Source organism: Idiomarina sp. PL1-037, assembly GCF_034422975.1.
Lineage (GTDB): Bacteria > Pseudomonadota > Gammaproteobacteria > Enterobacterales > Alteromonadaceae > Idiomarina.
Genome location: NZ_CP139873.1, coordinates 887,140 through 899,387, shown reverse-complemented (window position 1 = coordinate 899,387; position 12,248 = coordinate 887,140). Strand labels below are relative to the sequence as shown.

Annotated in this window: 7 protein-coding genes; 1 reads left to right on the top strand and 6 read right to left on the bottom strand. The window is 44.0% G+C overall.

The features are described from left to right. The first annotated feature begins 74 nt into the window (after positions 1-74). The gene (locus tag U0358_RS04025) at positions 75-1,388 is read left to right on the top strand and encodes an ATP-binding protein (protein WP_322407151.1); all 1,314 of its coding nucleotides are present in this window, start codon (positions 75-77) and stop codon (positions 1,386-1,388) included. Between the two features lie 31 nt (positions 1,389-1,419). Here the strand turns inward: U0358_RS04025 and U0358_RS04020 are convergent, their stop codons facing one another. The 6 genes from U0358_RS04020 to U0358_RS03995 all read right to left on the bottom strand — a co-directional run bounded on the left by U0358_RS04020 (position 1,420) and on the right by U0358_RS03995 (position 12,195). Continuing rightward, positions 1,420-2,019: a FlgO family outer membrane protein gene (locus tag U0358_RS04020; protein WP_322407150.1), complete on the bottom strand. Its 600-nt coding sequence runs from the start codon at positions 2,017-2,019 to the stop codon at positions 1,420-1,422. Positions 2,020-2,033: 14 nt separating this feature from the next. Then, positions 2,034-2,600, bottom strand: coding sequence for a FlgO family outer membrane protein (locus tag U0358_RS04015; RefSeq protein ID WP_322407149.1), 567 nt, complete (start codon positions 2,598-2,600; stop codon positions 2,034-2,036). A gap of 119 nt (positions 2,601-2,719) precedes the next feature. Then, positions 2,720-4,666 carry a S9 family peptidase gene (locus tag U0358_RS04010; RefSeq protein ID WP_322407148.1) on the bottom strand — a complete coding sequence of 649 codons (1,947 nt, stop codon included), beginning with the start codon at positions 4,664-4,666 and terminating at the stop codon, positions 2,720-2,722. Positions 4,667-4,738: 72 nt separating this feature from the next. Beyond that, positions 4,739-7,690 (bottom strand): TonB-dependent receptor domain-containing protein, encoded by a 2,952-nt coding sequence (locus tag U0358_RS04005; protein WP_322407147.1) that lies wholly within the window; start codon positions 7,688-7,690, stop codon positions 4,739-4,741. Between the two features lie 589 nt (positions 7,691-8,279). Next, entirely contained in the window at positions 8,280-11,120 is a 2,841-nt protein-coding gene (locus U0358_RS04000) for a TonB-dependent receptor plug domain-containing protein (protein ID WP_322407146.1), read from the bottom strand. 160 nt (positions 11,121-11,280) lie between these two features. Beyond that, positions 11,281-12,195, bottom strand: coding sequence for an SAM-dependent methyltransferase (locus U0358_RS03995; RefSeq protein WP_322407145.1), 915 nt, complete (start codon positions 12,193-12,195; stop codon positions 11,281-11,283). Between the last annotated feature and the right edge of the window lie 53 nt (positions 12,196-12,248).

Sequence of the window (12,248 nt, the reverse complement as noted above, 5' to 3'; positions counted from 1 at the left end):
AACGTTAAAACTTGCACTTTTACGCACAATAAAGTGTAATAGCGGCTGTTAATGGCTACATTAAGGGTCGCTATATGCAAAGAGTACTCCTTGAAAAACTGCTTGCATGGAAGAACAAGGCGCAACGAAAACCTTTACTTATAGACGGGGCTCGCCAAACCGGTAAAACCTATTTGCTGAAAGAGCTTTTGGGTCAACACTTTAAAAATGTCATCCGTATCGACTTTTTAGAAAGCCCTGAACTGGCTGATGCATTTGAGGACTCTTTAACCCCAGAAGATGTGCTGTCAAACATAGAACTCATTACTGGCAAAGAGTTTAACGCTCATTCCGATTTGCTTATTTTAGACGAAATTGGTGAGTGCCCCCGAGCGGTCACGTCGCTGAAGTACTTTGCCGAAAAAGCCCCCAACATGTTCGTCACGGCCAGCGGATCAAATATCGGGTTATTAACTTCCTTTCCTGTAGGTAAAGTCGAACAGCACAACCTGCAACCTTTGACCTTCCAGGAGTTTCTTTGGGCATCTGGGGAAACCCCATTAATTAAAGCCTTTGAAAAGCAATTAGACTCAACAGCAGCGCACAAACAGCTGTTTCACAAACTAACTGACTATTACTTCACTGGCGGCATGCCCGAAGCAGTGTCTCGCTGGTTTGCAAACTCAGAAGAAAGCATCGTTAGTAAAACAGAAGCGGTTTCTGAGCTACATGAAAACCTCGTTAATGGTTACTTACGCGACTTTGGTAAATATTCAGGAAAAACCAATGCTCAACTCATTGAGTCTGTGTTTAGTAGCATTCCGGCGCAACTTTCAGCCGTTCGGGATGAGTCGGTAAAGCGATTTAGATTTAAAGACGTTTTCGACAAAAAGTCTCGTTACTCTGACTTTGAAGGCGCTATAAGCTGGTTGCACAAATGCCGGTTGGTATTAAAAAACTTTCCGATAGAAGGACAAGCCAAGTCACCACTAGCAGCTTACCAAAAAGAGAACCGAGTAAAACTTTTCTTGTTTGATGTCGGTTTACTCAACCACATGCTAAATACAGGTTACAAAGAAATAAAACAGCAAAGTTACCAGTACAAAGGATATATTGCTGAAAACTTCGTCGCACAGGAGCTTTCAGCTCTAGGCATTGAGCCGAGTTTTTCCTGGAATGACGCACGTTCAGAAATAGAGTTTTTGCTCAGCGACAACGTTGGCAACGTCATTCCCGTAGAGGTTAAAAGCGGCCGCCGAACAAAAGCACGCTCTCTTCAGTCATACATTAACAAGTGCCAACCAGAAAAAACGATAAAGCTGACAGGAACTCAAAGCTCACCCGTTACTGAGAAAAAGCACTTTGTTCTGCCTTTATATTTTACTCAGTATGTGACAAAGCTTTTATAATTTAATTAGCCTAACTCGGGAATCTAATTACTTACGGAGCTTTTCTAATAACCGGCTTGCCATGATCTTCGCTTAATTGCTGAACTACGTGAGCCGGAAGAAATACCTGAGCCACACTGGCCACTTCTTTAGTATTGATATTCACTAGCCGGGCGCTAGCCATAACGCCGTCCCGGTGATGAGACAAAGTACCGACCAATACATGAGTAATTGGCATGATCTCATCCAGTTCCAGATAGTCACGAGTTAAGGCAAAGTCACCTTTTGGAGTCACCCGAATAAAGTCAGTCGCTTTAAAGTCGAGAACGCTTAACTCACGACTGTGTAGCTCCTGCACCAATTGCTCTGACAGCACCATACTTAACGGTGAGCTTTTGTCATATTGACCAGTTACCCCAACTAAATTGGTTATACCCACCTTCGCGCTATTTAACCGAATACTGGCATTCTCAACCAGTTGTTCAGCAAGTTCGGCGCTATACCTGGCACTGTATGGCTGAGTATAAATTTCTTCTGCTGCCGCTTTCTCTTCGTCGCTTACTTCAGTCTGCGCCACTTCCTGCTTAGCCGGCAACACAGTGCAAGCACCCAGAAACAACGCAGTAAAACTAACAAAAATGGATAACTTCATGGCTGTGCCTCTTTTTAATGACGCTGTAAACGACCGTTAACTAGCTCAGTTTGTTTATTTGGCCAATACAAATGCTTAGGAACATAGCGGTTAGCCGCGGCTAACACTTCTTGATTACGACGGTCGACAATACGCAAATTAACCATGGTTCCGGCATCCTTACGAGACAGAGTTCCCACCAGAACCCAGTCAATTTCAGGATGTTGTTCAAGCTCATCTACGTTTCGGGAAAGCAGCGTAGCTCCCTCTTCTGCGACAGAGATGTAAGATTGAGCACGAAATTCAACCAGGCTTAAATTACGCTCTTTAAGATGCGCATAGATGCTCTCACTCAACTGATGACTTAGTTCGTTTAACGAGTCACCCGCTTGCGGCTGCTCAAGCGTTTCTGCCAGCACCCAGCGAGTTACCCCAATATTAGACCCATAGTGAGACCGATTGTCGTGCGAAAGCTGACTCGCGAGCTGCTCCGCTAAGTCGTCGCCGATAGCTTCGTGGGGGTTATTAGCATGCGCCGCTGCTGAGCCTGACAACAAGAAAAATGGTAGTGAGAAACAAAGAATGAGCACCCGATAAAACATAGCCTGACCTTTAATGATAGAGCTTATGTGTTGTTATCGGCTGGTTTGGGGGAAGGTTTAGGGGAAATCCTATCTCGAAGACTCTGAGCTAGGATTTCCTTTTGAAAAAACTCGCGCTGCTAATGCAAGTATTTATCAAAAAAATTCAACATTTTTTTCCATCGTTCAATATTATTTTCGGGTTTATAAAACCCATGTGCTTCTTTTTCTTTTACGAGCCACTCGTATGGGTGATCTTTTTCGTCCAGCGCCTTCCGTAGCCTATGTGCATGTTCAATAGGAACGCGAACATCTTTTCCTCCATGAATTATAAACACCGGAACCTTCAACTTGTCGAGTTGATGCAGCGGAGACTGCATCTCTCTTTCTTCCTTTTCTACTGGAAGTACCATGCTTAAATAATTTTGACCAGCATCGGCTTCAGAAATATCCCCTTGTTCAAACATTAGGTTCAAATCATAAACGCCAACAAAACCTACTGTACACTTGTATAGGTCAGGCTCACGAATAACCGCCATTAACGCTGCATAACCACCATATGAGGCTCCATAAACACACATACGACTTTTGTCTGCAATACCTTTATCAACCAAATGCATAACACCGTCGGTCATATCATTAATCATGGTCGTGCCCCAGTGTTTATAGCCGGCTTTCAGAAACTCCTGGCCGTAGCCACCCGAACCTCTGAAATTAGGTTGTAACACTGCATATCCGTGCTCTGCTAAAACTTTAGCATCCGCATCCATACCCGTTAAACTATCTCGAATGCCATGAGGCCCCCCATGAGGCAAAAGGATTAGCGGTAAATCTTTGGCTCCTTTATTCTTAGGTAGGGTTAACAATGCTTTTATTGTCAACCCATCGCGGCTCTTATAACTGATGATTTGAGTTTGCGGAATTTCGGCTTTATCGAGCCAAGGTTTTGACTGAGTAATTAACGATAGCGCTTTTTGCTCAGCGTCAAAAAGATAAAACTCTGTAGGGTGATTCGCCGAGCTCACCGTTAAAACCATTATAGAGTTATCAGTGGTAGCGGAATTAACTGCTACACTAGTATTTGGAAATGCCTTACTCAGTGATTGAATAACATTTTGAAAGTTTCTGTCTTCAACGCCTTCAAACAAAACCACTTCAATACCATCATATTCGTATGCACCACCCACTAGCTCATTACTTCTGCCATTCTTGAGGCTCATTATCGGCATAAGGTCAGTCGCAGGATGCTCCGCAATAACGTCGACTTCACCAAATTTCAAGTCCATAGTCGCTAAGGCTTTTGTATCTGTCTCAGTATCACTTAAACCAACAACTTTCTTACCGTTTGGAGTTACGTTAATAGGATTAAAGCTTCCCCCTTCAGCCTTATAGCGAGCAACTTCTCTCCAATCCTCATTAGCGCCGTCACGAACCATAATGACACTTTCATTACGTGCCTCTGGGTCAACACCAAGAGCTAATCTGGATACACCTTCATCGTCAAGTAACACTTGAACGTTTGTGCTTGGATACCAGCGCAACGGAATACGACCAGCCGGACGTGTTCGTCCGCTGTCAACTTTGAGCCTAAAGAGATCAATAAATGGCTCGCTAGAATTTTTAGCAATACCATAAATCATAACCTGATCTGGCTCTTCGGGGAGCAAGTCTATAATTTGAGCATAACGCTTAAGTCCGTCGGAGCGCCAACCAGTCAGTATTTTTTGATTTCCGCCATCTGCATCCATAGCGAAAACTTCCCCCGTAGGAATGGGTGCCTCCAAAGATCCGACTTCCCGCGCCATTGTCATAAGAATACGTTCATCATTCACCCAGTTGAATGATGAAATTGACTGAGTTTGGCCCTTTGTAATAGATAAAACTTCTCTATTTTCAATATCCAAAACTGTCAGTACAACTTGACCGTCTTTATTACGGCTTGTTGCCGCCAGGAACTTACCAGACGGTGATATCTTTATATTCATAAACTGAGCATGCTTTGCATAATTGTCAAGAACACTTTCCTTTACTGACTCAGCTTGAACAGTAAACGTAACAACAAAAATTAAGGCAATTAACTTTTTCATTATTAACTCATCTCTTCATTAACAAAAAGCCCCCAAAAGGGGGCTTCAATAGCTTAAGGCTTTCGTTAACTCTTAAAAGTCATAACCCACATTTAAGAATATACGTCGACCTAATTGGTCATACTGTGAATAGAGCATTGCGTTTCCAGTAACAGTTGACGCAGCAGGACTTCCCATAGGAGGTGTCTTGTCAAAGGCATTCGCAACGCCTAATAACACATTCAAACCGCTATCAAACTGACGGCCAGCAGAGAATGTGTGGTAGAAAGTAGACGGTGCATCAGCCACAAATTCGACATCTTCACCACGATAAGTTGTTAAGTTACCACGAGTATACAAATGGTAATTTGAAACTGAATCGTAATAACGCATAGCCCAGTTAAAGTCCCAGTCATCTCGGCTTAAGGTAGTTGTTAAAGTACCTGAGTGCTTAGGATTACCTAAACGACCGACATATTGTAACTCTTCACTATCAGGGAACTGCTTATATGAGCGCTCTAGTTGAATCGTGTGATCTAAATGGACACGTAATTCACCAATTGGAGTCTGGTCATTATAACTTGCAACAAGATCAACTCCGCGAACATATTGACGCGCAACGTTTACATAACCACCGTAAACAGCGTCGATACCCCAGTTACCTGTCTCAGATCCATCATTACGATCAAACATGTCACAAAACGGTTCGTTCTCGAAGTTTTCAGATGAATAACATAGGTTAAGAATATCAACCCCCGTAACATCATCTACTTGGCCGTTAATTTCTATTTGATAATAGTCTACTGATGTAGCAATTGAATTATCACTGCTAGACCATACCAAACCAAATCCTTCAGATACTGAAGTTTCAGCTTCCAGTTTACCAGCCCCGCCACCAGTGTACGATGTTCCAGAACCAAAGTCTTGAGCATAATCTCCTGGGATCCCATCAGCTTGACAGTTCTCAAGCACCGTTGGGTTAATCGTTCCCTGCTCTTCAGCTAACGCCCAATTCCAGCACGGATCGCTACGCTGATCAAAGAACGCCGACTGGTCACCTAAATACAGTTCATATAAGGCTGGTGAACGGAACGACGTACCACGTGACGCACGAGCTCGGAAGCCCTCACCAATAACCCAGTTTAAGCTCAGCTTGTAAGTTGTATCATTCCCATAAGTGTTCACATCAGTCCAGCGTGCTGACCCGGTAGTTGTTAGAGATTCAACAAACGGCAGATCACGCAATAATGGAACTTGAATTTCGCCGTATACTGCCTTGGTCGTTGAACGACCAGCAGTAATACCTGAACTGGACATGCCCCAAGAGTTACTTGCTAAAGTCGTTTCTCCCGGAGTATCAATGATTTCATCAGTTTGATAGCTCAAGCCAACTGCTGTTGCAACAGTACCCGCTGACCAATCGAATAAGTCACCAGTAATATAGGCATCTAAAGTGTCTTGTTTGTAAGTAGTTTTACCCATCTCAGTACCAAACAAGAAATCTCGAGTACCTTGATCGAAATTACCTCTGACATATTCAGGATCGAAAAACGGAACTTCGTAACACGGGCGACCAGAAATAGGGGACACTTCACCTTCACAAGGACCACCAGTAATAGCTCCAGCTGCCATTTCTAATGCGTCTTGGTAGATGAGCTTAGTTTTGTAGGTGCCGCTATTCAAACTGCGCTGGAATGATACATCCCAGTTCCAGAAGCCCAAGCTACCCTCAACACCAATAACCCCACGGGTGTATTCGATGTCTGTGACATTACCAGAGTGATCCGTTACTGCTGTAGGATCCAACGCAATGTTCCCTTCCCAACCAGGCACAATTCCTGCCCATGCCGGAATGAAGGGTTCCCAGAATTGGCGGTATGTGTTGATGATCGTTTCACGGCGACTATGCAAAAACTCCCCATACATAGATGCAGTATCAGTAATGTCGTAATCACCCTGTAAGTATAAAGACCAAGTTTCAGTTTCCGGATACATTGTTTCAGCATCCTGGAAAGGGTGTGAGGCGTCTAACCAGCCATCTGACTCTTTGTCGTAATTAACTGGATACCAACCTTCAGGGACACCGATATCACCTGGGTTTTGTGGGTCAAAAGTTTCACGACCTGCGGCAGCGTGTTCGCCATCATAATCATAAGAAACGATTTGACCTAAGTAGTTCTCTGCACCGTAATCCCACACCCACATACCATAAGGCGTGTCATTACAATGATAATCACCTGTCCGCGGATCGATAGGGTCCGCGCGCTCACCACTTTCCGGATCGAAGTAATAACGCTGTCCGCAATCAAAGTGTTCACGATCGCCGCGTGCTAGTTCCTGTTGTAGACCATAGTCAGCAACAACACGGAATGAGCCTTTATCAAATGAACGCCCAAAAGTACCATTCAGGCGATAATTTTCACCGCCGCTTTCTGTAGGTTGGTTAATATTAACGTTGACGCTGGAATCGTCACCTTTTTTAGTAATTATATTAATAACACCAGCCACAGCATCTGAGCCATACAGAGATGATGCACCGTCTTTTAAGATTTCAACACGCTCAATTGCCGACACCGGTAGTGAGTTCAAGTCAAACGCTTGTACCTGACCACGAGTACCCGCAGGGCCAGCACGACGACCGTTTAACAGAACCAGTGTACGGTTAGCACCTAAGCCACGCATCGAGATTGACTCGTTACCTGCACCGCCTTCTGTTACGTTGCCCACACTCATTGCTGCAGTAAGCTGGTTAGAACCACTTGCAACAGTTGCCGTTCTTAATAGGTCACCTAAGGTATCTAGACCTTGGTCAGCGGCTATATCTGCACTGATAACGTCAATTGGAGTTGCACTTTCCAAACCGTCTGAACGAATTCTCGAACCGACGACCTGCAAACGTTCCACGTCTTGTTGCTCAGCTTCTTGATTTTGCTCTTGTTCTGTTTCTTGCGCCAAAGCCATTGGGCTTCCGACAATAAGAGCAGAACCAACGCTAACCATTAGTGCTTGTCTAATGGTTTTCGCTAAAATTGACTGGTTTGCCATTCTAGTCTCCCTGAATATTATTATAATAATTTGTTCCAGGGTAATTACTTACCCTTCAAAGATTTTCTACGCAAGAAAGGTAAATGTCAATATAATGTTAAATTAAACTTCTTATTAAGGTGTTAGGACTTCCAAGCTTTAGCTAGACAGTGTGTAGATTTTCAAAGTTAGCTGGCGATACGCCGCTTGTAAGGGAATGACGCTTTTTGGCATTGTAAAAAACTCGATAAAATCAAATAGAGCTGCCATCGACTCGTAGGAGCTTGAACATGTCTGCTCCCGGGTAACCGGGTTTTTAAGTGTAGCAAAAAAATTCTCAGGAATAACTTTATTGAATTTTAATGCCGACTGACCATACTAGCTTACGCGCTTTCCTGAACGCTAGCATCGAGCCCTTATCGCTGCTGGCTTACAGCGCCTCCGATAAACCGTATTAGGCAGTTACCAGGTGTTTATCGATCGTCTTTCGTGTCCACTGCCTCGCAAACAGCATGTTTGGAGCCAAATTAAAGCCAGTGTCCGGTTTTCCTTGCAAAACTAAAACAAAAAGCCCAGCTAGTGCTGGGCTTTGTTTCACAAAACAATCAACTTAGAAAGTGTGGCTTACACGGAAGAAGGCACCGCGTCCAAGAACACGATAGGTTGACGGATCGGTTGAACCGTTCAAAGCACCATCAATGTATGGAGGTTCTTCATCAGTGATATTAGTAAGACCGATAGAGAAGCGAGTTCCCCACTCACTATCATAAGCTACTGACAAATCATGATACATCTGAGAGTCAACTGTAGACGGTTGAGGTACGTAAAGGAACTCATAGTCCAGTCCACCGATGTATTCGGCAGCATACGAAACTGTAATATCTTCCCAGAACCAGTCTAACGTAAAGTTAGCTTTGTCTTCAGCATAAGTCGAAGTCGTATATTGTTGGTCATAAGTACCGGCCAAATCAACAGTCTCTAAGTTACCAAACTCGTTAACAACAGTGTTTTCACGTTTCAACACATGAGTCCAGCCTAAGAATGCACGGAACTCACCAATTTCTGTTGAAAAATTGTATTCAAATTCCGCATCTATACCTTCCGCTACGCGAGAAGTTAAGTTCTGTGGCAGAGCAACAACCTGCTGAAGTGTGCCGTTGTCTCGGCGAGTAACTAGGTCACATAAGTATTGAACACCATTAACACAACCGTTTAGTGTATTTTGCGCTGAAACTGAATCGATAACGTTTTCAATGTCGATTTTGTACCAGTCTAAAGTAACATTAAAGCCGTCAGCAAATTCAGGGGACCATGCTAAACCGATAGTAGTTGTGTCACCGCTTTCGGGTTGCAATTCTTCATTACCACCAACTTTAGCGCGCAACTGAGAGTCGTCATTACCATGACCACCTTGAGGCACGCCTTGGGCTACACAGTTAGCTTGCTGATCACCGCTCAACTCACCCCAGTTAGTTGCACGACAAGGATCAGATCCTGAAGGGAAACTATCAACTTGTGGGCTGTATAAGTCACTGATAGTCGGTGCACGGAACACTTCACCGTAAGTACCACGTACTAACAAACCGTCAACTGGCTGCCAGCGAAGACCTGCCTGGAAAGTTGTTTCACTACCGAAGGTACTAAAGTCATCGTAGCGGAAGCCAACATCAGCTTCTAAAATTTCAGCTAAAGGTGCACCCGATAGTAGCGGTAAAGCAACCTCACCGAATAATGAGTTAACAACAATACTACCCTCGGTTCCGCCACCTGTATTACCAGTTACTGTACCTTGTGCCTTACCTGAGTCTGGTGAATATGAGTACCAGTTCCGACGATATTCGTAACCGAATGCTGCACCGGCCCAACCTGCAGGTAATTCAAATAAGTCACCAGAGACTGACGCATTAAAGGTATCTAGCTGGCTTCTATAGTGGTCTGACAACGTTACACCAACATAATCAAGCATATCTGGGGTAATTGAGCCATTACCGCCGAATAAGTTCATTGGTACACAGCCATCAACAACGCTTCCTGGAGTACCACAAACGATATTTCCATCAGCATCTTCAAACGATGGGCCTAAAGCTTTTTCAAGACGCGAGCCAACAAACTGACCAGTGTCAATATCGGTACGCGTTCTATAACCATAGTTATAGTTTACGTCAAAGCTCCAAGTATCTGTCAAATAGCCCCGGAGACCTAGTACCGCTTGTCCCTGCAGAACATCCTGAGTAAAGCCACGGTCAACTTCTAAAACACGACGGCGAACACGAGTCACATCTTCGTCAAATGGGTTATAGTAGTTGTCTGGAGAAACAGCAATATTTGGAGAAAACGCTGGATTAAACGCTGTGTCATATGGCGTTGACGCTAACATCTGCTCTGATTCACGCTTATTAACGCGTAATTCAGTGTACGCTTCAACGTCATCTGCAACTTTAAAGGAGCCATTTGAGAAAACGTTAATTTTTGTGTACGGCGTTTGAATGTAGTTTACTGGTGCATAGTTATATGTATCGTTACCAGGACCTGAACCTACGTACTCGCGGAAGTCATCACGAGATGCAACATAACCAGCACCATCCCAAGATTCATAGCTACCCTCACCATCTTGACATGCCTCCAAAATATAATTGCCAGAAGGGGTGATTACTTGACCACATGGTACAGAACCAGAGCCTAGCAGTATCGCGTTAGCATTAGGACCTGTCGCTGTAGGACCATTTTGCGCAACTGAAGATCCGTCTAGGCCAGCATACGGGTTCTGAAAAATATTAAAATCTGTGTCGCCCTGATAAACAGGAGACTGTTCAGTGATATCCACACCAAACACGAAATCACCGTCAGCAAACTCGCGGCCAGTAACGATACTCAAAGTACGTTCACGGTCATTTTCTGTTTCTGTAGAGGTGCGATAATTAAAGTTGACTTCAACGCCCTGAACGCTTTTCTTAGTAATGACGTTAACAACGCCGGCAACAGCATCTGCGCCATATACAGCTGAAGCACCGTCTTTAAGTACTTCAATACGTTCAATCATTGAAGCTGGAATTGTCTGGAAGTCACCACCGTCAACAGTACGACGACCGTTGACTAACGTTAGAGTACGAGCGCTACCTAGACCTCGAAGGTTTACCGTAACAGCACCGCTACCACCGTTGTTGGTTGTGGTACCAATTGGTGAACCAGACATCGCAGGCATTCTTTGTATAAAGTCACCAACGTCTGTGATACCAACTTTTTCCAAGTCAGCGCTTGTGAAAACTGAAACAGGGTTAGCGCCTTCGATATCGGCACGACGGATACGAGAACCTGTTACTTGAATTCGTTCTACTTGCTCTTCTGCACTCACATCATTTTGCGCGTCTTGCGCAACCGCTAATGCAGGAAAACCTAAAGACGCAGCTACTGCTGCTGCCGTTAAGCTTTTGCGAAATGTCATATTTTTCATGAGTAAAAACTCCCTGGAACGTTTTTATTATATCGCTTCATTTTTTTGAAGCTGTTTAGAATCTATCAGGAAGTTATAGAGTTGTAAACTTTTAGTGTGAAATTTGTTGTTATTGTTTGGTGGTTGTTAAACAAGGCTCGAAATGAGCCTTGTTATTTTTTCATTTAGAGGCCTGAACACAACTACCAACAACTCCAGTTTCAGGAAACGCGACGGTCTGTACCCTTACCTTTTTAAAACCCGCGCTTTCAAAAAGCGCTGTAGTGTTAGCTGTATCACCTAATTGCTCTGTTGCTTTTAGCAAACTAACCAACCGAGCTTTGTGTTCATTTATCGCATTAATGTAACCCGACAGCACTCGGTGCGACTCATCAGGCTTTCCTTGCGCCGCGGCCTGCAACGCATGTTTTGTTGCAGGAACAAAGTTCATCGCCTGGAAAGCGCCGTATCGCTCATATTTTTTTGCGAATTGGTTTAGGTTGTGTTGTTCCTGCAGCGCGGATTTTGGCAAATTATTGGGACCATGTTTTAACACGGCTTCCTGAAGCGGCGTTACCGATTTCTTCAGTTGTTTAAGCACCGAGGGGATAAACTCAAACAAGGCTTTGCTGTTTTTATAAATGTTTGAATCGGTCGAATGCACTAAGGCAATAACATTCCCTCCTCGCTTAAGTTGCAGATGCAAATTTTTAAGCCCGGTTTGCATATCACCGTATTCAAGGCCGAAATGAGAAACAAAAGTGCCCACTTTCTTATTCGATGGCAACTTAAAAGTTTCATAGGGAGTTTCGGCGTGTAGCTTCAGTGCGTCATTAAAGGGCTTGAGCTCGGCTGAATCGACTCCCAGCACATCCAGCTTTTTACCTTTTTCTTCCGAGTATTCCGTTAACCAATGCACGACAATACCGTTTCCGGTACCTACGTCCACAATTGGTTGCTTCAGCTCATTTTCATCCATGCGTTCAAACCAGAATTTACGCATTTGATAGGCTTGCAAGCGGGCTTTATCGTCTAAAAAGCTGGCTTTTGCGCCTTTTTGCCAATAGTCACTCCACGGATTTTTTGTTGTTTTCATTGTTATACACTCCAGTACTACTACAACGATACTTTCATGCTACCACAAAAAAG

What these genes read in the sequence shown, in the direction of transcription:
- U0358_RS04005 (WP_322407147.1), bottom strand. Translation starts at nt 7,690, where the DNA reads ATGGCAAACCAGTCAATTTTAGCGAAAACCATTAGACAAGCACTAATG.
- U0358_RS03995 (WP_322407145.1), bottom strand. Translation starts at nt 12,195, where the DNA reads ATGAAAACAACAAAAAATCCGTGGAGTGACTATTGGCAAAAAGGCGCA.
- U0358_RS04025 (WP_322407151.1), top strand. Translation starts at nt 75, where the DNA reads ATGCAAAGAGTACTCCTTGAAAAACTGCTTGCATGGAAGAACAAGGCG.
- U0358_RS04020 (WP_322407150.1), bottom strand. Translation starts at nt 2,019, where the DNA reads ATGAAGTTATCCATTTTTGTTAGTTTTACTGCGTTGTTTCTGGGTGCT.
- U0358_RS04010 (WP_322407148.1), bottom strand. Translation starts at nt 4,666, where the DNA reads ATGAAAAAGTTAATTGCCTTAATTTTTGTTGTTACGTTTACTGTTCAA.
- U0358_RS04015 (WP_322407149.1), bottom strand. Translation starts at nt 2,600, where the DNA reads ATGTTTTATCGGGTGCTCATTCTTTGTTTCTCACTACCATTTTTCTTG.
- U0358_RS04000 (WP_322407146.1), bottom strand. Translation starts at nt 11,120, where the DNA reads ATGAAAAATATGACATTTCGCAAAAGCTTAACGGCAGCAGCAGTAGCT.